Origin of the sequence: Algibacter lectus (genome assembly GCF_900112395.1) — a bacterium.
Taxonomy (GTDB): domain Bacteria; phylum Bacteroidota; class Bacteroidia; order Flavobacteriales; family Flavobacteriaceae; genus Algibacter; species Algibacter lectus.
Map to the genome: position 1 here is coordinate 466,727 of NZ_FOLN01000001.1, position 23,319 is coordinate 490,045.

Annotated in this window: 14 protein-coding genes; 7 read left to right on the forward strand and 7 right to left on the reverse strand. The window is 34.7% G+C overall.

All coding sequences use genetic code 11. The features are described from left to right. Positions 1-200: 200 nt before the first annotated feature. From BM246_RS01645 to BM246_RS01665, 5 genes are read right to left on the reverse strand one after another with little or no spacing between them, the layout of a single operon-like run. The gene (locus tag BM246_RS01645) at positions 201-1,649 is read right to left on the reverse strand and encodes a sulfatase family protein (protein ID WP_083415699.1); all 1,449 of its coding nucleotides are present in this window, start codon (positions 1,647-1,649) and stop codon (positions 201-203) included. 25 nt (positions 1,650-1,674) lie between these two features. Next, positions 1,675-1,989 (reverse strand): L-rhamnose mutarotase, encoded by a 315-nt coding sequence (gene rhaM / locus BM246_RS01650; RefSeq protein WP_074935511.1) that lies wholly within the window; start codon positions 1,987-1,989, stop codon positions 1,675-1,677. A 19-nt stretch (positions 1,990-2,008) separates the two neighbouring features. Further along, on the reverse strand, positions 2,009-3,088 hold the full coding sequence (locus tag BM246_RS01655; protein WP_074935512.1) for a PKD domain-containing protein: 1,080 nt from the start codon (positions 3,086-3,088) through the stop codon (positions 2,009-2,011). Between the two features lie 32 nt (positions 3,089-3,120). After that, positions 3,121-4,080 (reverse strand): hypothetical protein, encoded by a 960-nt coding sequence (locus tag BM246_RS01660; protein WP_074935513.1) that lies wholly within the window; start codon positions 4,078-4,080, stop codon positions 3,121-3,123. A gap of 6 nt (positions 4,081-4,086) precedes the next feature. Beyond that, positions 4,087-7,338 carry a glycosyl hydrolase gene (locus tag BM246_RS01665; RefSeq protein ID WP_231961795.1) on the reverse strand — a complete coding sequence of 1,084 codons (3,252 nt, stop codon included), beginning with the start codon at positions 7,336-7,338 and terminating at the stop codon, positions 4,087-4,089. Positions 7,339-7,646: 308 nt separating this feature from the next. Between BM246_RS01665 and BM246_RS01670 the strand changes: the two genes are divergently transcribed. From BM246_RS01670 to BM246_RS01685, 4 genes are all read left to right on the forward strand, one after another. Beyond that, positions 7,647-8,957, forward strand: coding sequence for an alpha-amylase family protein (locus BM246_RS01670; RefSeq protein ID WP_074935515.1), 1,311 nt, complete (start codon positions 7,647-7,649; stop codon positions 8,955-8,957). Between the two features lie 184 nt (positions 8,958-9,141). Next, positions 9,142-10,152, forward strand: a complete 1,011-nt coding sequence (locus BM246_RS01675) for a fasciclin domain-containing protein (protein ID WP_074935516.1) — start codon at positions 9,142-9,144, stop codon at positions 10,150-10,152. 284 nt (positions 10,153-10,436) lie between these two features. After that, a complete protein-coding gene (locus BM246_RS01680) occupies positions 10,437-13,265 on the forward strand; it encodes an alpha-L-rhamnosidase (RefSeq protein ID WP_074935517.1) in 2,829 nt (942 codons plus the stop codon). Positions 13,266-13,272: 7 nt separating this feature from the next. Next, positions 13,273-15,180, forward strand: coding sequence for a sulfatase family protein (locus BM246_RS01685; RefSeq protein WP_083415675.1), 1,908 nt, complete (start codon positions 13,273-13,275; stop codon positions 15,178-15,180). 70 nt (positions 15,181-15,250) lie between these two features. Here BM246_RS01685 and BM246_RS01690 read toward each other — a convergent pair whose 3' ends face one another. After that, positions 15,251-15,574 carry an EthD family reductase gene (locus BM246_RS01690; protein ID WP_231961796.1) on the reverse strand — a complete coding sequence of 108 codons (324 nt, stop codon included), beginning with the start codon at positions 15,572-15,574 and terminating at the stop codon, positions 15,251-15,253. Then, positions 15,571-17,040, reverse strand: a complete 1,470-nt coding sequence (locus tag BM246_RS01695; protein WP_083415676.1) for a sulfatase — start codon at positions 17,038-17,040, stop codon at positions 15,571-15,573. The genes BM246_RS01690 and BM246_RS01695 overlap by 4 nt, the downstream gene beginning before the upstream one ends. Before the next feature lie 291 nt (positions 17,041-17,331). On the opposite strand from BM246_RS01695, the gene BM246_RS01700 reads away from it, so the two are divergent. Genes BM246_RS01700 through BM246_RS01710 form a run of 3 tightly spaced genes read left to right on the forward strand, consistent with a single transcriptional unit; the run spans position 17,332 to position 23,281 of the window. Next, positions 17,332-18,882, forward strand: coding sequence for a T9SS type A sorting domain-containing protein (locus tag BM246_RS01700; protein ID WP_074935519.1), 1,551 nt, complete (start codon positions 17,332-17,334; stop codon positions 18,880-18,882). 57 nt (positions 18,883-18,939) lie between these two features. After that, a complete protein-coding gene (locus tag BM246_RS01705) occupies positions 18,940-21,819 on the forward strand; it encodes a glycosyl hydrolase (protein WP_074935520.1) in 2,880 nt (959 codons plus the stop codon). 25 nt (positions 21,820-21,844) lie between these two features. Continuing rightward, positions 21,845-23,281, forward strand: a complete 1,437-nt coding sequence (locus BM246_RS01710; RefSeq protein ID WP_074935521.1) for a sulfatase family protein — start codon at positions 21,845-21,847, stop codon at positions 23,279-23,281. The last annotated feature ends 38 nt before the right edge of the window (positions 23,282-23,319 follow it).

Below are 23,319 nucleotides of genomic sequence, written 5' to 3' on the forward strand. Positions count from 1 at the left end.
TGAATAATTATTGTAGAAACACAAATCATTAAACTACTTAAAACTAAGTGGCTAGCTACATTTAATTTTAAAGCGTGCAGTTCATTCAACATACTATTACATTTAAATAACTATTATAAAAAAACTCTTCTAATTGTGTTATTAGTAATTACTCTAAAAAGTAACCACTTAACAAAAACCACTATTTAATAATTAGAACTTTATTGTGTATAAGGAACAGTTCCTGTTTCATCTAAAGGATAGCCCCACTTTTTAACATATTCTATTCCTGGAAGAAATGCATCACCTGTTTCATTTAAGCGCTCCATAAGCTTTTCATCTAATTCCTTTTGTAGCGATACGAATTCACTGTTTCCAATTAAATTATTCATTTGAAAAGGATCCTTCTCATTATCAAATAACAACCAAGGACCGTCTAAGTCTTTCGCATAAGTGTATTTTTTAGTCTTAAGAGCTCTATACTCTTTACCTCCATGTTGTACTTTATTCCATTGTCCAAATGGTTGTATGCAGGTTAGCAAGGTAGACTCCCCAACTTCCTTATCTTTACCTTCCATATAAGGTCTATAATTAATTCCTTCTACAGTATTAGGAATAGCAACATCACATAAACCTAAAATAGTAGGTAGTATATCTTCCGAATTCATCAAGGCATCTTTTATACCTGGTGCTATTTGTAATCTTTCAGGAATATAAAAAAGCATAGGTACTCGTACAGATTCCTCATAAGGTTGTTGTTTTTTATAGGCACCATGCGATCCTAAAAGATCTCCATGATCTGAAGTAAAAACGATAATTGTATTTTCAATTTGACCAGTTGCTTTTAAATTACGCATCACTTTCCCAACCATATCATCAAGAGCCGCTATATGCGCATAATAACCCGCTAAATCTTTCTTCACTTTTTTATGCAACTGTTTTGGAACATTGTCATGCAAAATCATTTTTTCAGGATCAAAACGATCTCTATATGCCTTTGGCGCAGTGTGATAAGGCGCATGTGGTGTACCATAAGAAAGTACCATTAGAAATGGGTTTTCAGCATTCTTATTATCTTTTAGGTAAGCTATTGCTGCATCCGTTTGGTCGAAAGCGTCATAACGTTCCCAAGTTTTTCTTTCGGGATCATCATTATCATAATATACAGATCCGTTGTAATCATGAGTGCACTCATTCCCTTTCCAAAACTCAAAACCTTGTCTTCTATTTCCTGGTACGACGTTTTGCAATCTTCCATGACCATCTAAATGCCATTTACCTATATACCCTGTTTTATAACCTTTTTTCCCAAACACCTTTGCCATGGTTACGGCATTGGTATCTAATTGTACATCGTTCATAAAAACACCATGAGTTAACGGACGTTGGCCTGTTAAAAGTGATGCTCTAAAAGGAGAACATACAGGCATGCCTGATACTGCATTTTTAAAATTTATACTTTTTGAGGCCAAACTATCTAAATTTGGTGTTTTAATATTAAGATCTCCAGCATAACCTGTTGCCTGAGCTCTCCATTGGTCCGTTAGTAGAATTAATACGTTTGGACGTGCATCTTTAGTTACTTCTGCAATCTTTTCTTTTTTAGAGTTACAAGACAGCATAAGATGTAATGCCATAAATAAGAATAGAAGCTTTTTTAATTGAATCATAGGTTTTATTTTTTGTGCTAGTTTATTAAGCAATATAAAAAGTACTTTTTAATTCGACAGATACTGGGCTATCGTCTTCATTAGTTTCCATCAAAGAGGCCATATATTTCCACCATTTTTTACAAATTTCGGTTTTAGAAATAGCACTCCACATCTCCTCAGAATCTACTTCGGCATAAGCAAATAAACTATTCGTTTCTTCATCATGAAAAATACTGTAATTGCTTACACCATGATCTTTTAGAGTATCGTATAATTCTAACCAAATGGGATTATGCCTTTTGGTATATTCTTCTATTTTATTTGGAAGAATCTTCATTTTAAATGCTTTTCTAATCATAATATTTAATAACGTTAGATTATTTTGTTACAACATCCCATACTTTAGAGCGTATTGAAGTACCATTAGGTCCAGAAACAGTTAATATCACGACCCACTCTCCTGCTTTTTTATAATGATGCGAAGGATTTTTCTCATTTGATATGTTTCCATCACCAAAATCCCAGTGCCACTTTTCTATTTCTCCTACGGATGCATCTTTAAATTGAATCCAGCGTTGTGTTCTGTCAATTTCAATAAAAGACCAATGAGCTTCAATGGGTTTTCTGTGATTTTCATCTAAAGGCATTAACCGAAAGAAATTCAAATAACTCGCATCACGAATCATTTTGAGGTCGTCTGCCAAATGGATAAAGTCTCTAGATTTTTCGCCATCGTAATCAATAACACACCATGACAAACCAATGATTTCATTTTCTATTAATTGACTTATTCTAGACGCTTCAATTCCTGCATTATCTGCATGATCGAAAGGTGTTATCCAAAACTCCATTTTAAGATTTCCTTTTTCGCCATGTTTAAAATTATAGTCGTAAGCAATATTGAAATACGGAAAGTCTTTTATCCAAGGTGTATTGCCCCATACCATAGCTGGATCTTTATCTAGAACAGGTGTGAAAATATGGTAGTTTTGAGCATGTGCGCCATGGCCTTTAAAATGCAATGCTTCAAAAGTGAAATGATCTAAATTGCCATTATCTTTTTTAATGAAAGGCCCTCCAGATAAATTACCATCAACTACTAATTCAAAAATATCTTGTTGTAACCCTTTATCATTAAAATCCCAAAAATCATCATATGCTTCTACATAAAAATAAAGTCTATTGAGTCCGTTAACCCAAGCTACCTTTACCGTTATGTTATAATCTTTAGAATCTAAATTAGATTCCAATCCCTTTTGAGCCCCTTTCATATCTGCTAGACGGATAATATAAGAATTAGGAATTTGATTCCATTCTAAAAAGCGACCATCAATACTAGGCATCTCTGCTTTTGGAAACTGATATATTTTATATTCCTTAGAACGTTGCCCGTAAGAACAAAAAGAGAATCCTAAAATAAACGTGATGCAAATTATATAAGAAATTTTTCTACTCATTAAAAAAACAGCTTAAAGTTAAGTGCTAGACTCTATTTAAGATTAGTATTTATTTTATAAATTTCAGAACGAATCTCGTCTAAATCTCCTACAACTAACCAATAATCGTATTCAAAAACATCGTTTTTCTTTAATAGCACAGATTTTAATGGTGCGATATAAGAGGTTTGACTATCTGTACTTTCAAAACCCGGAGCACCCGCCATTCCTGCTAAAAAATTTGAAGATATTGGCGTATAGACACCCATACCCCATTTATTATCATCTACAAATGCCATCCAATGTTCTGTAACTTTATCTTCATTATAACGTCCCCAAAAACCATCTTCTAGATGTTCTACTTCAGGATTATCAAGAGTATCGTTCGTAAATGGTGCTTCTCCAAAATAACTATATAAATTTTTAAGTGCCGAAATAGGATATACTGCAGGAAGCTCTTGACTTCTTGCTCCCGTTTCTCCATAAATAGTGTCTGTACGGTGGCAGGTTAATTTATTATGTACTTTTATAACATTACCTTCTAAGATGCTCCATTGCTCCATTATGGCTTCTGCAGGTTTATTATTCATATCCCATAGCATAGGAATACATTTTACGTATAATGTGTTCTCTGTTTTTGTAGCAGCTAATATCTCCGCTCTATTTCCAAAAGAATCTCCTACCTGAATAGGATTCCACGTCCATGGCGACCAATTTGGATTTTGACCTTCCTTAACCCTATTTAACATATTTCCTGCATAATAAGATTGCTGAATATAGCGCCCTTCGTCATGCACATTTACAATATTTCTTTCTTTTCCAGATTCCGAAATATAAAAAATAGCCCCACCTCTGGTTAAATCTAATTTTAATTCTAAAATACCATTATCTATGCCAACTTCCTTTAAGTTTGTATCTACGATTGTTTCAATTGGCTTTTGTTTGTTTTTCTTGAAACCTTCACAACTTATTATAGTTAATAGAATTAACACTCCAACAATAAAATTTCTCATGGCTAGCTATTTCTTTACTGTTTGGATAGTTACAGGCCCTAATAGTCCTGATGAAATCAATTCCTCTTCTTTTTTGGCACTATCAACAATAACCCAAGTAGTTCGCACATCTTTATCTAATTCTCGGTCTCCCGTCAATCTGTTTCTCCAAACATTAACCACTTCTATTTCTATAGTATTTTCGCCATTTTTAAGAGCAGAAGTTGCGTTTAATTTAAAAGGAGCGATCCATGTGGTACCTATATTTTTTCCATTAATTTTCACAGATGCCATAACTCCAACTTTTCCTAAATCTATATACACATTTGTCATTTCTTCTTCTTTAGAATACTTAAAATTAGATGTATAAACAGCAGTACCTGAATAGAACTTTATTGTATCATTTTCACTTTCAATCCAATCTGTTAATTTAGGAAGTTCTAAAACTTGTTTTGGTCCAATGTCTTTGTTTTTAAAATCAACCTTCCATGGATTATTTAATGTTTGAACGATATTGGTTTCAGGAAAATTACTTTCACTTTTTAATGTTTCACCCATGTTATTTGATGTACTAAAAACAACAAACCAACTTTGTAAAGCTTCCATTTTTATTGGTACTGCTGTACGGTCATTTAGTTCTTTAAAATCAGGTAAATCTTTAATTGTTCCATTAATGGCATCCCAAAGTTGAGGTTTCATCCCTTTTACTCTAAATGAAGGTGTAAACTCAATTGCTTTATCACTCTGATTGGTTAAGAAATAAATTTCTATTCCTGGCATTGTTCGGTGTGTCCAAAGCACAGATGCTTGTCCGTTTAAATCAACATCTTTATCAATATTTAATTTTGTAAGTGCCTCTTGTAATTCCAAACCATCAGCAATAGCCCCTTGCCCATACGTTTTTAATACTTCGTCGCTAGATCCCCACATTTTATTGGCTATTTCTTTAACCTTGATATCACTTTCCGGGTAGTTTTGCAAACTTGGAGATTTTTTAGGCGCTTGTCCATAAATTTTCCCACCTTGACTAACTAAAGTTTCTATTTTCTCTAAAAGTTCTGGTCTCATGGTATCAAACGGTGGCAACACCATTAAACTATAACTCATACCATCAGGCAATACAAATTTGCCATCTTTAACTGTCAACTTATCTAAAATAACCTCAGCATTAATATAATCATAGGAATAGCCTTCTGGTAATTCAGGGTTTCTAACACCAGTCATTATTGGTGCATCTTCGCCTATAAAATAGCACACGTCTGCAGCATACTGACCTTGTTGTAGCATATGCTGTGATCTTCTCAAATAATCAAAATAAGCTTTCGATTTTTTAAACCATGTATTATGGCGATTAAATTCTGTACTAAACCAAGCATTAACACCTGGCACCCTATTATCGTCTGGTTGATGAATGTATAAATGCAGTACAAAATGATTAATACCTTCGGTTAAAGACCAATCGCCTCGTTTTTTTAACATTGCTGGGTGCCTAACATATGAACGTTGTCCTGCTGTAAAAGCTTCAGCAGACACTCTGTTTTTCCCATAAATGTGAGCAGCAGACGATGCCGACTTACATTCAATATCTCCTAAAGTGCCTTCATTCCAAAACTCGCCACTTACCAGATCCGACTGCCCTCCATACATTAAAAACTCTGAAGGAAACCCCCAATGTCCATAGTTTTCTAACCACAATTGCAAATTATCCTCATTACTTGACTCTCTAAGCCCACCTGTATATTCATAAGCTACGGCATCTGCAATAGAGCGACGTAAATCCCATAAAAAACGTTCAGATTCTTCCACACTTCCTACAATTCTGCCTGTAAAAACAGGTAAGTATTTTATAGGGCTATAACCAAATTTGGCTTCAAATTTTTCAGCATAACCATCTGTCCAGTTTTGCGACCCCATTTCATAACTATCTGCAATAACATATTTAAAAGCACTTTTGCTTTCTTCTGGAATTCGTTTTAAAAATTCTCCAATAAATTGTTTGTAATGAAATTGAGCCAAGGCTTTATTAGCTTTATCAACCTCATACCCTTTTCCTTGCGGTGCCGATGGTGAATTTTTTGTCCCGGTTGGAGTCATCCCAAAACGCTGAATGGTCCACAAACCTGCAGGAGCTTCCCAATTAAGTTTTCCATTAGCATCCATTTTATCGCTGATATTAATAACTGCGTTAGAACCCACTTTTAAAGCCGAATCTACAGATTCTTGCTGATTCCATTTATAACTATCCCAAGCCGGAAATGGTGTTGGGTGCATTTTTGCTAAACTTTTTCTAGCATAACTTTCCATTCCTGAAGCTTCTGAAATAGAAACCTCTGCTAGATCCCATTCACCTTTTTGCTGAGCAGGGTTCCCTTTTATTAATTGTTTAAATGTAATTTTAAAACTGTTAGATTTTGTGTTTGGTAAACTTATTAATAATGGGGCATATTTATCTGCGCCCACATTAGGTGTTAGTTTTCTTCTGTCAAATGTAAATACTTTAATTTTTTTATAAGCACCATCAATTTGCGCAAAAACCTCCCCACTTAAAAACATGTTTTTTCTACCCGGAATAATGCGCAAACTATTAGCGTTTAATGCTTTTTCTGTAGTTAATTCAATTTCATAATTACCGACGCTATTTGAAAAACTGGCTACAGATACCGTATCAGCATCTATAAGATTCATAGCGTTTTTGATACTCGGTTTTACCACAATTTTGGTGTTTTTTACTGAAGTCGTATTCGCTTCGTAACCTATTGACGGGAACGCTAAAACATAAGTATCTTGGAATTCTTTTTCAGGTTGTACCAAATTTAAATCTATAGTTTTACCGCCTTCAACTTTCACTTCAGAATACGTTACATAGCGCATCGCCATTTCTGATGTTATCCAAGGACCTCCTGATTGACTCCATCCTGGACAGTTAAATGCTCCTATATCAACACCAATACGCTTTCCTTCATTTACAGCGTGTACCATATGGCTCCACCAATCTTCACTTAGCATAGGCACTTTACCATCTTTTTCATCAGGATTTATATTTCCTATTAAAGCGCCACCAATACCAGCAGCTTTCATAGCTTCTAAATCTTTGGTAATTCCATCTTTAGAAATATCATCGCCAATCCAATACCAATAACACCATAATGTATTGTCTTCCGAAGGGGTTACAAATCCGGTTTTCAACTTCCCTAAATCGGGCTTTTTAACTTCATTCGGTGTTTCGCAACTATGGAATATAAATGCGGTTAAAACTATGATAATTTTAAAATTTTTCAATAGAAAATTCATACGTGATACAACTTGTAATTATTAGACTCTTTAATAAGTTTGTGTAAATAAACACATAAATGTTATAAAATCTATCCTGCCCTTTACTGCCTATCACTATTAGGCTAAGAAGATAAACTAGAGATTATACAAGTGTATTACCTTATTAAACACATTCCTTTTTTTACTAATTACTCAAAAAGAAAAACAAGTAGCTATAATTACCTTAAACCATAAACAGCAGGATACAAATAGAACTTCAAAAAGATATATTTGACATTCTTAATACTTTTTATATCAAATTTTAAGCACGCGTTATGAACAGAAATAAACTTATTTTTTTAGGCATCATATTACTTACAATCTTACCATTGTTAAATAGCTGTCAAAAGGACTCCGATATTGAAGATATCCAAAAAGAAGAGGAGGAAGAAACTCAAAATGGAACTTTTGAAATCATCTCAGAATCTAATCCTAGAATTACAACACACCATTTAGCATCTGGCTCATCTGGATTTCAAATTGGTATTACCTCAAATGCTGGTGGTGTAATCAATGAAGTGATTATTCCTGGTTTAGGCGATATTATGGATAAAGAAGCCGATCTATATGGTAGAGCTGGACAAGTAGCCATTAGGGACGCTTCTCATGGCGGGCGATATAACCCCACTCAAGCCGGTTTTAATGAAACCTTAGGCTCAAAATGTGAAATTACTCAATCCTCAGATTATAAAACGCTAGTAGTTGAACCAAGACCGTTGGCGCTTTGGCATGGTGATGGGCAATATGACTTTACAAGATGGGAAAATGTTGGGGCCGATCCATACAAAACTGATGGCGGAAATACCGATGAAGATGGATTAGATGAGGAAGATTTACCTGGAAAACAATTGGATGAAGTACGAAGTGAATTCGATTATTATGGCACTTACCAAGACCTTTCTGGTAAAAATGGCATTGATATAGCCATCATACGTCATTACTACCAAATATCCTTTATCCGTCCGCCAGGACATTGCATCAATCAACATAGAGCTGGCACAAAACTATGGAACGCCAATGCGGTTCAGCCTGATATTTCAAGAAATGCTCCTGATGGTGTACATCAAGGATCTGACAAGGATATGAATAGAATGACGAGCGTTTGGTCTTTAAGACATGACAGGGCTAAATGGACGCCAACCTACACCTATTATAGAAAAACAAACGGACAATGGGAAACACTTATTATGGATGATGTTGGTAAAACTGATGATGAGTTTCCAAATGGCGATCATACCCTATTTATAAATGCTGAATCTAATATTGAAACAGTAGGCAGAGCATTAGCAATTTATCGTCCTAAAACAGATATTAATAAAAATATGATTATAGGCCTTAATGAAACAGATGGAAGCATTAGTTATAAAGACAATAGAGCTGTTAAGGATGTCATACAATATTCCCCTAAGCGGATTGCTTCTATGAGTAAATATGGGTTTGCAAACATTATTAGAGGTATGATCAACAGGACACGATTAGATTCAAATACTTATGAAGCCTTTAGAAATGAAATTTATATACTTTATGGCACACCTCAGGAAATTATGGATGCTATTGCACTTTTGGATGTTAGTTTGGGTATTTAATTTAAAATGAAAAAATATTTAAATACTAAAAAATGATGATAAAATTAATAAATATCTTCAATTTCAGAAAAAATCACTCAAATTACACCTGGTTCAGCTTAAAGATAGCACAGGAACAGCAGGATGCGAATTACATAGTGGAATTTTATATTTGCTTTAACAAATAAACTAAAACCTTGTAAATATGAAAACATTAAGCTATCTAAAAAAAATATCTTTAATCGCATTAGCGACTTTTGTAATTTCATCTTGTGAAGAAGACGGTATTACTCAAATTAAGAATGATGACGCTATAAATACTGAAGAACTGAATATTATTGAAATTTTAAGTGCGGATCCAAATTTTAGTTCTTTTGTTGCATTTTTAGAGGAAGCTAACCTAACTACTGTTTTAGCTGCGGATGGAAAGAAAACCATATTAGCGCCAACAAATGACGCTTTTGAAAATTATATTGATGATAATGATTTTCTTAGTTTTGAGGATATACCAGATACAGCTTTAACCGAACTTTTATTAAACCACGTTATACCAGATAGCAGTTACACGACTACAGGCCTTAAAGCGCTAAGAACTGGATATGATAAAACTTTGGCAACGGGACCAAATAATACTAACGTAAGCATCTTTTTTAATGGAATATCAGGATTAGCCTTTAACGGTGTGCCAGTAACTGGTAATCAAATTAACGCTAAAAATGGCACTATACATGTTGTAAATGGTGTTGTTCCTCCAGCTACACTTGCAGTATTAATTGGCTCAAATCCCAGCTTTTCGGGTTTAGTTGATGCTATTATTCATGTAGAAGATTCAGGCTCTCCAACGCTTCAACCATCATACTTTGAAATATTAAATAATCAAACTTCAGGGCCTTATACTGTTTTTGTGCCATTAGGCTCCGCTTTTAATACTTTAAAAAGTAATTTAGGAGTTCAAAATATAGAAGATATCCCTACAGAAACAGTTGACGCTGTTTTGTTAAGACATATTGTTAATGGAATAACACCAATTGACGGGTTTGTTGATGGAGAAATAACAACTTTAGATGAAGGAACAATTACTGTAAATATGGCTGGTTTAACACTTACAGACAAGGACGGTACTGGCAGAATACTTCCAGCAATAAGTGACTTACAAGCTACAAATGGTATTTTACACGTTGTAAATAGAGTCATTGGAGAAACGACAAAGGAATAAGTGAATTTATTAACTATAAATTATGTTCTTTTAAAAAACGCCTTAAGAAATTAAGGCGTTTTTTTTATGTATTTAGGTCCCTAATACCACACCAAGTGATTCCTGTGGTAGCGTGGGAATAAAGCCCTAACTCTCGCTCGTTTATAACGAGTGCCGTCTAAAACATCAAACCTTTACCTTTTTATTAAACATGAAGCAACAGGATACTAAAACCTATTTAAAATCCTAATATTGTTAGTAATAATTATGGCATAGTATTACTCAACCCAAAAGTATTAGTACAAATGAATAAAAAAATAGTGCTTCTTTTTCTACTAACCCTAGTATTTTCTTGTAAAAAAACTAACGAAGGTATTTCTATTAAAAAAGTAACCGTAAACTATTTTGAAACCCCTTTAGGAATTGATGATCCACATCCAAGTATCAGTTGGTTCATGGTTTCAAATGAAAGAAACAAGAAACAATCTGCATACCAAATTAAAGTCGCTAGTTCTGAAAAAGCCCTTGAAGATGATAATAACCTGTTATGGGATTCTGGTAAATTAAATTCACATCAAAACTCACAAATTCGTTACGCAGGTAGCAAACTGAATTCGAGACAACATTGCTATTTCAAAATCAAAGTTTGGGACGAAAATGATGTCGCTTCAGAATGGAGTGACACAATTTTTTGGACTATGGGTTTACTAAATCAAACGGATTGGAAAGCAAAATGGATTGGTTTTAAAACAGACGATAAGAATAAAAAAGACACTTTACACTTACCTCCTGCTCCATATTTAAGAAAATCATTTTCTGTTAACAAAACAATCCAAAAAGCCACACTTTATGTCACGGCATTAGGTGTTTTTGAAATAGCATTAAATGGAGAAAAAATAGGACAAGATTTATTAACGCCTGGATGGACTAACTATAATAAACGCATCTATTACAAAACCTATGATGTTAGTAATACTATAAACCAAGGAGAAAACACGCTAGGTGCTATTTTAGGCGACGGTTGGTATTCCGGTTATGTTGGCCCAAAAGTATTATCAAAACCAAGAAATAGAGAACTCTACGGATTGCATCCAGCATTATTATCTCAGTTAGAAGTTGAATATGAAGATGGCACCAAAGAGATTATCGTTTCAGATGAAAGTTGGAAAGCTAAGGAAGGCCCCATAGTTTACGCAGATTTACTTATGGGAACTGGTTATAACGCTAATTTAGAATTACCCAATTGGAATACTTCTAATTATGACGACCAAAATTGGGATAACGTATACATTCACGAAGGGACAAAAGGTGTGCTTCAAGCCTATCCAGGAAATAGCATACAAATTTATGATGAATTAAAACCTGTAGAAATTACAGAACCAACCAAAGGAACTTATGTATTTAACATGGGACAAAATTTTGCTGGTCATACACGTTTACAAGTACAAGGAAACAAAAACGACACGATTATCATGCGTTTTGGAGAACGTTTATATGATGATGGCAAATTAATGACCGAAAATTTAAGATTTGCCCGAGCAACTGATACTTACATTTTAAAAGGTGAAGGTGTTGAAATATGGGAACCAAAATTTACATATCATGGTTTTCAATATGTTGAGGTTACTGGACTAAAAAACAAACCAGACCATAACACCATAACGGGTATCTCTTTTGGCTCGTCCATACCAATGGAAAGTTCATTTACATCTTCTGATACTATCTTAAATAAAATGTTTGAAAATGTGATTTGGACACAGCGTTCTAATTTCATGGAAGTTCCAACAGACAGTCCCCAACGCGATGAGCGTTTAGGTTGGTTGGGCGATGTTCAAATTTTTTCTAAATCGGCATTATACAATGCTAATCTTGGTGCTTTTAATAAAAAGTGGTTTGCAGATGTTCGCGATGCACAATATGATTTTGGACCTTATTCAGTGTTTGCACCCCAACCCTACCCCAAATTAGAATGGTTTTCTCCAGGTTGGATGGAAGCAGGTGTTATGGTGCCTTACAATACTTATAAATTTTACGGAGATACTAAAATAGTAGAAGACCATTATGAATCCATGACTCGCTTTATGGATTATCATATAGAAAAAAGTAAAGACGATAAATTTTATCCTGAAGATTCATGGGCAGAAGCTAAACCAAAAGGCGGCTTTGGAGATTGGCTATCCATGACCGACAAACATCTGGCACACGATATTATGGCGTCGATGTATTATCAATATGCTCTAAAGATAATGGCTGAAATGAGTCGTGCCATAGGTAACCAAGAAAAGGCTGATTATTATCAATCCACTTATAAAACTTCAGTAGCTGCATTTATAAAACATTATTTAGATGAAAACGGAAAATTTATAATTGACGAAACTATTTATGGAGACGGGAAAGGTTATTTTGAAGGCGAAAAAGGATTTACAGGACATACTCAATCGGCTTACGCTACAGCCATTTATTTTGATATTCTCCCCGAAGCACTAAAAATAAAAGCGGGAGAACATTTAGTAAATCTTTTAGAAGAAAATGATAATTTACCCTCCTCAGGTATTTTAGGAATTCGACAATTACTTCCTGCACTTTCTAAAATTGGTCGTTCAGATTTAGCATACAAGATATTACTTAAAAAAGAATATCCAAGTTGGGGCTTTCAAATTGCTAATGGAGCCACAACTATTTGGGAACGATGGAACAGTTACACACCCGAAAAAGGGTTTAATGGCGAAATGAATGCCAAAATGAATTCTTTTAACCATTATGCTTTTGGCGCTTTTTCTCAGTTTCTGTTTAGTGATATGGCAGGAATCAATACGAAAGATGCTGGCTTTAATAAGATTATTATTCGTCCGAAACTAGGCGATAAATCATTAACTAATGTACATGGTGAATATGGTTCCATAAATGGTAAAATTGTGTCTTCTTGGTCTATAAATGACAATACATTTTCATTAGACGTTGAAATTCCTGTAAACACCACAGCGAAAGTATTTGTTCCTGCCAAGAAAGATTATACTATTAAAGAAAGTAGCACTCCAATTACTGGAAAAAAATTAAAAATATTAGAAAGAGATGGCATCTACCAAGTCTTAGATATTGGCTCTGGAAGTTACTCTTTTAAATCTGAAATATAAAAAACATATGAAATTACTATCCTTTTTTTTGATATCTACCATGTTCCTGAATGCACAACATCAGGATACTATGAAACAAGCTACTAAACCAAACATCCTTTGGATTGTTTCAGAAGATCACGGTCCACATATGGGTGCTTATGGCGATACATTTGCTACTACTCCAAACATAGATAAATTTGCAAAGAAAGGCATGTGTTTTAATTACGCATGGTCTTCTGCCCCAGTTTGTGCTCCTGCTCGAACCACACTCTGGTCTGGCATTTCTGGACCAAGTTCAGGAGGAGAGCACATGCGTAGTATGTCTCCTTATCCTACGGAGAAAAATATGTTTCCTAAATATCTCCGAGATATAGGATATTACTGTTCCGGAAATGGAAAAGAAGATTACAACCTAAGTACTCCTAAAGGGGTTTGGGATGAATCTTCTAACAGAGCACATTACAATAAGCGCAAACCCGGACAACCCTTTTTTGCTTATTTTAATAATACACAAAGTCATGAAGGTCATATACATGACATAACTCGAACTGCTAAAAACAAGAGAAAACCATCTTTACACGACCCAGCCAAAGTAAAATTACCAAAATACCATCCAGATTGTGAAGCTATGCGATTAGAATGGGCTGCTTATTATAATAGTATTACTGTGGTAGACTCTATTGCGGGTAAACGTCTTGCTGAACTTGCAGAAGCTGGATTAGAAGATAATACTATTGTTTTCTATTTTGCCGACCATGGCGGTGGACTTGCACGTAATAAACGTTGGCCTAATAATGCCGGGCTTCAAGTACCAGTAGTGGTTTATTTTCCTGAGAAATGGAAACATCTTGCTCCTAAAGAATATAAAGCTGGTGGGCGGTCTGATCGTTTAATAAGTTTTGTGGATTTCGCACCAACCATGCTTAGTATTGCGGGTATTGAGCCACCTAAATGGATGCAAGGACATGCTTTCGCAGGAGATTATCAAACTGAAGAGCAACCATTAGTTTACGGGTTTCGTGGACGTATGGACGAACGGTTAGACTTAGTAAGAAGTGTTTCTAACGGACGCTATGTTTATCTTAGAAATTACATGCCCCAGTTTTCACAAGGGCAACGTTTAGAATCACAAATTCGTTTACCTTTTTCTTCTACAGCAGCATGGAAAAAGCTTTATGACCAAGGAAAACTCAACAAGGCACAAAGTCTTTTTTGGGACACACCAAAGGCTCCTGAAGAACTTTACGATTTAAAAAACGATCCAGATGAAGTAAATAACCTTGCCAAATCTAAAGCACATCAAGATATTCTAAAAAAAATGCGTAAAGCACAACAAGATTACGCGCTTGCTATTCGAGATGTTGGATTTATTCCAGAGCATGAACGATTTAATACTAATATGGCACCTTATGATTTTGGACATAATGAGAAATTATATCCTTTTGAACGCATATTTTCTACAGCTGAAATAGCTTCATTTATGAATCCGGATGATGTGTGTGAACTACAAAAAAGAATGACCGATGAGAACATTATTGTGAGATATTGGGCCACTATGGGCATGATGATGCACGGTAAAAAAGCCGTATCAAAAAGTAAAAAAGCATTAAAAAAGGCACTATCAGATACTTCTGATGATGTAAAAATTGCAGCAGCTTGGGCTTTGGTTAAATACGGTGATGACCCTGAGACTTCTAAAGAGGCATTAGTACTGCTTTCCGAATTAACGCAAAGAAAAGACAATGTATTTGTTGTAATGTCTGCACTTACTGCTCTTGATGATTGTGGGATAAAAACCGCTAGCTTAAAGCATGAATTTGCAAATTGGTCTACAACTCCGGAAGCTCCCAACAAACGCTATGCTGCATATCCACAACGATTGATGAAAAGTATTTTACTGAGGTATGGTATCCCTGTTAAAAATGTTAAATAAAAAACACTCCTAATTAAAAATCTAAGTTTTTAATTAGGAGTGTTTTCTTGTGTTTTTTCATAAGAAATATTTAAATTTTAACGGTACTTATTTGAAAATAGGGTTGCACATTAGTGTAGTTTTTTATATCTCCCATAATCTCTTCCATATAAGGCTCAAAAGCATTGTGCATGTCATCTAAAGTGTCAAAATACAAATGGCCGATAGCCATGAAAGGTTTTTCAGAATCTCTATCAAAAGCACTTAAACCTTCTTCTACAGCAGCATGTTTCATTGCATCTCCTAAAAACTTAGCAACCATTGGAGTATGCGTATTACAATAATAGTCGATATCAAAATAACTACCTTCTGTATTTGGATACAACGCACTTAATTTTATCATTCCTTTTTTCATAATTTATATTTGGTATTATTAATATTTCTCTTTCCTGATGCTTCATAAGATAAATGTCCTGTAGACCCTTCACCTAAAATCTCATAGTGCTCTTGAGGTATTTCAGCGCGATGCTTTTCAATAACATGAACATATTCGAGGTTGTTTATAGCGTTGTGCCATTCTTGTGGATCAATCTTATGATTATAAAATTCTTCAGAACCATCTTTATACTGAATAAAACGATAGTCTTCAGAAGTTATAGAATAGTTACCAGGACCGAAACTCGTTCGTGCATAGTGAGACCAATCAGCATTTGTGTTTTTCAATAATGGCACTAAAGAATGTCCTTCTAGTTTTGAATCTGATTTTAGATTTGTCAATTCCAATAACGTAGGATAGACATCCAACAATTGTACAGGTTTATTACAAACTTTTCCTTTTTCAATACCTGGACCAACAATAATTAAAGGCACTCTAGTACCATCTTCCCATAAACTTCGTTTGGCATAACGTTCTTTTTCTCCTAAATGAAATCCATGATCGCTGAATAATACAATATATGTGTTATCGCCATATTCGCCATTATCCAGAGCGGTAATCACGCGTCCTACTTGTTCATCTACAAAACTTACACACGCCAAATAAGATTGCACAAGAGGTTTCCAAGCATCATTTTCTAAAACCCATTCATGAGTTGGAGACACGTGCTTTTCTCTTGTAATATCTATTCCATAAGGTGAAATATCGTCCAAATCATCTGATATAGTTTTTGGTAATTGAAGAGTTTCTAATGGATACATATCAAACCATTTTTGCGGTGCAAATTGTGGCACATGCGGACGATAAAAACCAACCCCCATCCAAAAGGGCTTATCGTAATTTTCTTTTAATTTACTTTCTGCCCAAGAGGCTATTTTATAATCTGGCATTTGATTATCTGTCTCTGGAAAAGCACCCCAATCCCATAATGGATGCCCTGGATATGTACTAATTTTTTCTTTTGGCATAGGCCCAAAACCTCCAAATTGTCCGGCGTAATTTGGAATATGAGTTTCGTTTATCCCTTCGCCATTGTGCAATAATTTACCGCCTCCAAAAACAGTATAGCCTTCTTGCTGAAATCGCTTTGGCATCACAATATTTTTACTTGCTATAGGCGAATCTTTAATGTCTGGATTTAAAAAATAAATCCCTGAAGTACTTGGGTATAAAGACGTCATCATACTTGCTCTGGAAGGATTACAAACAGGTGCTTGACAATGTGCATTACTAAAAAGCACACCTCGGGAAGCTAATTTATCCATATTAGGTGTTTTAGCTTGCGGATGTCCACCCAAAACACCTATCCAATCATTAAGATCGTCTACAGCTATAAATAAAACATTTGGTTTTTCCAATGATTGACCTCCCCCCGTTTTCTGATTAGAATTACAAGCTCCTAAAGCAAAAATTAATACTAAAACAAATACTGTTTTTTTTATCATGATTCCAGTTAAAATTAAAGACTCAATCGATATAATTTATAGCTATAAATAAAAGAAATAAAACAACCATAACCATCCTGTAAAACCCTGTCGGGTCAATATTTATCTATTAACATAAATATTTCAAAGCAAACTTCTGTAATCCACTTTATTCCACAGATTCTACAGGATGAATATTAAAAAAAACACTGTTAATTTCACAACCAAGTAGAAGGCAACCTTCTACTTACCACATTTTTTAATTAGAGTGAAAGTCAACTCTAATTTTCAGATTAAAAATTTAGAATCCAAATGAAAAAACTATTACTATTAATTATTGTTGCAAGTATGAGTAATTTAGGAAACTCTCAAGAGTTTTTCATTATCAAGAAAAACACAGCTAAAAGAGGGTATGTTACACACAGTATAAACTCGGGAGGTTTTATAGTTGGAATCAATAGTTTTGGTGGTGGCTACATTACACAAATTGAAATGCCAGGACTTGGAAATATTATGGGTTTTCAAGCGCAAAGATATGGTCGTGGCGGGCAATCTTCAATTCGCGATATGGGTAGAGGTGGTCAATGCAACCCTACTCAAGCTGGTTACAGTGACCTTTTAGGTACAGAATGTGCTATCACTACAGTATCAAGTAGTAAATTGGTAATTCCTAGTCGTGGTTGTGCTTTTTATAACGGAGATGGTGGCTACGACTATACAGAGTGGGAAAATATAGGAGCAGATCCGTACAAAACAGATGGAGGTAATACCGATATTGATAATATTACCGAATCGAACCCAGCTATTTCAGTCACTATTAATGGTAAAACCTTTGGAAGACAACAAGCCGAGGTATATAGTAATTTCGATTATTATGGCGAATATGAAGACTACACTACAAAAGTAGGACTTGCTATACCAGCTATTCGTCATTATTTGGAATATCGTTTTGTAAGGTCGTCTATAGGACCAAATTCTGGAATGAAACAATTTAATGAACAAGGACTAAAAGCTGCTGGAAAATGGAATGACAGTAAATTTTTATCAGATATTTCTGTTGAAAACCCTGTAGGTGTCCATCCTGGTGGACTTGATAATATGAACAGTATTATTTTATCTTGGAGTATTAGAAACGATGTAGCTACTTGGAATCCAGGCTACCGATACCAACAAAAACAAAACGGAGATTGGGAAATTAAAGATCGTCAAAAACAATTTCAAGGTAAGATAGAGCAATTAAAACTTCGATTTATTGTTGCAGATTCCAATGATGAAAACTCAGGAAATGCTTTAGGTTTTTATTTACCTCTATCGTATCTCAATGAATTTAATGTTGTTGGTATAAAAGAGTCAGATAACTCAGAAGTCTATGTGGATAATAGAACAACTTCCGATTTTTATTTGGATGGACAATACCGTACACCTTCTATGTCTTGGATTGGTTTTAGAAGTGAATTGAACGGCTTAATTGATAGATCGAAACTAACCGGTCAATATGCAGGTGTTTATGAAAAACTAAGACAAGAATCCATATTGCTTCATGGCACTCCAGCCGAAATTAAAGCCGCTTTTACGCAATTAGACACCTATTATGCTAGTTTACTTTCTGCTTCGGATTTTGAATACAAAAACAAAGATGATTTTCAACTCTTCCCAAACCCAGCCGAAGATCAAATAAACATTGTTTTAAATAACACAAATAACAATTCTAAAATAAGTGTTTTCAATGCGCTTGGTGCACTTGTTTATTCCTCAAATGAAATAATTGGTAACAAAATTTCAATACCAACAAACCAAATTGGAGCTACAGGATTATACTTTGTAAAGGTTGGGACTTTAACAAAAAAGCTTATTCTAAAATAACTAAAATATACACTATCTCAAAAAACATATATTTAACGTGCTTTACTAAGTATAAATATGAAAAATAAATTTTCAAGACCTGCACATTACAGTCATATTTCATTACTGTTTTTATTGATTTTATCAAGTTGTTTAGCACAGAACGGATTAGAAAAAGCCTTTTTAAATCCACCAGAATCAGCAGGCGCACATACCTGGTGGCATTGGGTTGATGGAAACGTATCCAAAGCAGGAATTACCAAAGATTTAGAATCGTTTAAAAAAGTAGGCTTAAGTGGTTTTCAATTATTTGATGTTGGTCTAAGACTACCTCATGGAGGCACCGTATTTAATTCAAAAGAATATCATGATAAAGTTACATTTGCTATTGCAGAAGCAGAACGTTTAGGTTTAGAAATGGGAATTAATAGTGCTTCGGGTTGGTCAAGTACCGGAGGTCCATGGATTACACCTGAAAACTCCATGAAAATGTTGGTTTGGAGTGAACACGAAGTAAGTTCAAAAACAAGTAGCCCAATTAAACTTAAACGTCCTGAGTTGAATGAAAAGCAACAAAGTCATGATTTTTATAAAGATGTTGCCATCATTGCTTTTCCAAAACCTAAAAACGCCACATTTAGAGTATCAGATTGGGAAGCAAAATCATTAACCGACCTTAAAGCAAAGGCAGATCAATTTATTCCCTCTTTAGAAAACGCACCAAAAGATGCCATAATAAACCTAGATGACATTCTAAACTTAACTGATAAAATGGGTACGGATGGAACGCTTAACTGGACACCACCATCTAAAGACTGGGTGGTATTAAGGATTGGCTATACTACAACAGGTGCGCAAACTAGACCTGCATCAAAAGGTGGTATAGGTTTAGAACTAGATAAATTAAGTAAGGAAGCTGTTACTATGCATTGGGAAGCATTACTAGATAAAATAACAGAGGATGCAAAGGGCAGTAAAGCATACACCACAATTCTTATAGATAGTTACGAAGTTGGACATCAAAATTGGACAGCAAACTTTGAAGACACTTTTAAAGAAAAGCGTGGTTATGATTTAATTCCTAGATTACTTTGTGCAACAGGACGTGTTTTAGAAAGTACTGAATATTCTGAACGTGTTTTGTGGGATTTCAGAAAAACTGTTGCTGATGAAATGTATGAAAACTACTTTAAATTCTTCAAAGAAAAATGTCATAAAAACGGACTTAAATTAGCAACAGAGCCCTACGGCTCTGGGTCTTTTGATGCTGCGCAAGTAGGGAAACTTGTTGATATTCCTATGACTGAATTTTGGCACAAAGATAAAGCTAAGGGTCAAAGAAATATTTGGAAATGGACTAGCCATATGACGTCTTCAGCGGCACATTTATCAGGAAGATCCGTTGTTGGAGCAGAAGCATTTACTAGAATGAAAGGAGATTGGACGGTACATCCTTACAATTTGAAAGTTATAGGGGACAAGGCCTTTACCGAAGGTATTAATCGTTATTATTTCCACACATCGGCACATCAACCTTGGAGTGATAACATCAAACCAGGCATGACCATGAGTCGATTTGGGTCTAATATGCACCGAAACAACACCTGGTTTTATCAGTCTAAACCATGGCTTGACTATATTGCTAGATGTCAATACATAATGCAAACAGGAACGAACCAAGCAGATGCATTGGTTATGTATGGTGATGAACGTGGATTTAATAATTTTTTAGGAAGAGTAGAACGTTTGGATTTTGACTTTTTAGAAGGTTATAAATTTGACGTAGCTGGTATTGATTCTTTAGATGACTTAAGTGTTGATGAAAATGGAGAAATTAGAGTAAGCTACGAAGGGAAGTTATTGGATACAAAATACAAAATGCTCTCTTTAAAAAGAGATCTCTTAATGCGAATAGAATCTATCAAAAAACTTGGAAAACTAGCTGAAGATGGAGCTATTGTAATTGCTCAAAAACCAATAAGAACTCCGGGAATAGAAACCAATCCAAACGCAACTAAAGAATTTAATACATTGGTTAAGAAATATTGGGACTCGGGACTGATCCATTTACCATCAACCTATAAAAAATCATTAAGTGCAGTAACTCCAGATTGCAAATTGCCTATAGGAATGGAGTATGTTCACCATAAAATTAACGATGGTGACTTCTATTTTGTATCCAATCAATCTTATGATTCAAAGAAAGGGACGTGCATTTTTAGAGTAACAGGAAAACAACCAGAACTATGGGATCCTGAAACAGGCGAAATTTCTAAAAACCTCAACTGGAAACAATTGAAAGACGGAACTACTGAAGTTGAATTATCTCTAACTTCTGCACAATCTATATTTGTTGTATTTCAAAAGGAAACTAAAAAAACAAATGGATCTTATACCTACCCAACTTATAAAACCATTCAAAATATTAACAGAGGCTGGCATGTAACTTTCGATAAAAATTTTGGAACAAACGAAACGATACCATTTAAAAAATTAAAACCATGGAATGAACATACCAATGAGGCTATAAAATATTATTCTGGTACCGCTACTTACAAAACAAGTTTTGAATTTAAGACAAGTACAAATAAGAAATCAATACTTTTAGATTTAGGACAAGTTGCCGTAATAGCAGAAATTAAATTAAATGGAAAAGATCTTGGAACATTATGGAAACCCCCATTCCAAGTAGACATAAAAGATGTTCTGAAGAAAGGAACAAATACTCTAGAAATTAAAGTGACAAACCTTTGGCCAAACCGTCTTATTGGAGATGCACAATATCCTAAGTTTAAAGAATCTAATAAAACACTTCCTAGTTGGATCGAAAAGGGAACGGGAATTCCTGAATCTTCAAAGCGTAAAACATACGCTGCTCATAATCATTTTAAGGCAGATGATGACCTTCTAACTTCTGGATTAATAGGTCCAGTTACAATTATGAAAAGTACAGATTGATATTAAAATAGTTCTAAATAAAATTATGATAATAATAAAAAAAATAATTTGGTTTTGCTTTTTACTAGCCTATAGTTTCTGCTTTTCACAAGCTAAAAAACTAAACTTTGTAATCGTAATTGCAGACGATCATGGCGTATTGCATTCTACACCCTATGGTTCTACTATAATACAAACACCAAATATGCAAAAACTGGCAGATGAAGGGATGCGGTTTGATAATGCATATGTTGCTTCACCAGCCTGCGCACCCAGTAGAGCTGCATTATTTACGGGCTTGATGCCTTATAATAATGGTATTGTAGGAAATCATGAAATGAACTTAAAACAAGGTGTTCAGTCGCTGATTCCTAGCCTGATTGACCAAGGGTATGAAGTCGTTTTTCAAGGTAAGGTAGCCCACGGAGGAAAAAACCATCATGGAGGCTACATACCTAACAATGTAAAAGTTCTTAAAAGATCCCCTCGAAAAGACACAAAAATGAGTGTTGTAGCAAATTTTCTTAAAAACAGAAAAGACACACGTCCATTAGCTTTATTTATTGGATGCATTGACACGCATACACCTTTCCCCCCTGCCGGAGAATCAAGAATTAAACCTGAAGATGTTGTTATTAATAAAAGAATTTACACAACACCCGAAGCGCAGTTAGAAATGAGCAGATACATACAAGCTGTTGAAAATGTCGACATAAAACTTGGAAGCATCAGAAAAATAGCTAAAACCTATTTGAACCCTGATATTACGATGACCCTCTACACCTCAGACCACGGCATGGCATGGCCTTTTGCCAAATGGTCACTTTACGAAACAGGGATTCGCTCTCCATTAATTGTATCTTGGCCTGGGAAAATCAAACCCAAAACAAGCACTAATGCAATGGTCAGTTGGATTGATATTGTTCCTACACTTATTGACATAGCCGACGGAAAAACACCAAAAAATATTGACGGCAAATCATTTGCTAAGGTCCTTATCGGAAAGAAAACCAAACTTAGAAAAGCTATTTATGCCACTCATAAAGGTGATAAAGAAAAAAATGTATACCCTATTCGTTCTGTAAGAGTTGGCCATTGGAAATACATTTTAAATTTACACCCAGAGTTTGCCTATACAACCCATACTGATGCATGGGCTACAGAAGTACCAATGACAAAACTACATGCCAATCATGCTGGTCATCATTGGAGTTCTTATATTGAAGCAGCAAAAACAGACCCAGCTGCTGCTGCTTTTTTAAAAGATTATCACACAAATCCTGCTGAAGAATTGTATAATATTGAATTAGACCCTTTTGAACAAAACAATCTTGCGGGCAATCCAGAAAATTCAAAAAAACTAAAATCATTACGCAAACTGATTTCAAAACGAATGATAGAAGTTAATGATGACGAATCGCTTAGTGGACCTCCAAAATTACTTGAGAATTTCTCGATTATGGAATCCAAAATCAAACCATAGTTTAGAAAGAGCATTCACAAATTCAGTAAAACATAATA

What these genes read in the sequence shown, in the direction of transcription:
- BM246_RS01645 (WP_083415699.1), bottom strand. Translation starts at nt 1,649, where the DNA reads ATGATTCAATTAAAAAAGCTTCTATTCTTATTTATGGCATTACATCTT.
- rhaM (WP_074935511.1), bottom strand. Translation starts at nt 1,989, where the DNA reads ATGATTAGAAAAGCATTTAAAATGAAGATTCTTCCAAATAAAATAGAA.
- BM246_RS01655 (WP_074935512.1), bottom strand. Translation starts at nt 3,088, where the DNA reads ATGAGTAGAAAAATTTCTTATATAATTTGCATCACGTTTATTTTAGGA.
- BM246_RS01660 (WP_074935513.1), bottom strand. Translation starts at nt 4,080, where the DNA reads ATGAGAAATTTTATTGTTGGAGTGTTAATTCTATTAACTATAATAAGT.
- BM246_RS01670 (WP_074935515.1), top strand. Translation starts at nt 7,647, where the DNA reads ATGAACAGAAATAAACTTATTTTTTTAGGCATCATATTACTTACAATC.
- BM246_RS01675 (WP_074935516.1), top strand. Translation starts at nt 9,142, where the DNA reads ATGAAAACATTAAGCTATCTAAAAAAAATATCTTTAATCGCATTAGCG.
- BM246_RS01680 (WP_074935517.1), top strand. Translation starts at nt 10,437, where the DNA reads ATGAATAAAAAAATAGTGCTTCTTTTTCTACTAACCCTAGTATTTTCT.
- BM246_RS01685 (WP_083415675.1), top strand. Translation starts at nt 13,273, where the DNA reads ATGAAATTACTATCCTTTTTTTTGATATCTACCATGTTCCTGAATGCA.
- BM246_RS01690 (WP_231961796.1), bottom strand. Translation starts at nt 15,574, where the DNA reads ATGAAAAAAGGAATGATAAAATTAAGTGCGTTGTATCCAAATACAGAA.
- BM246_RS01695 (WP_083415676.1), bottom strand. Translation starts at nt 17,040, where the DNA reads ATGATAAAAAAAACAGTATTTGTTTTAGTATTAATTTTTGCTTTAGGA.
- BM246_RS01700 (WP_074935519.1), top strand. Translation starts at nt 17,332, where the DNA reads ATGAAAAAACTATTACTATTAATTATTGTTGCAAGTATGAGTAATTTA.
- BM246_RS01705 (WP_074935520.1), top strand. Translation starts at nt 18,940, where the DNA reads ATGAAAAATAAATTTTCAAGACCTGCACATTACAGTCATATTTCATTA.
- BM246_RS01710 (WP_074935521.1), top strand. Translation starts at nt 21,845, where the DNA reads ATGATAATAATAAAAAAAATAATTTGGTTTTGCTTTTTACTAGCCTAT.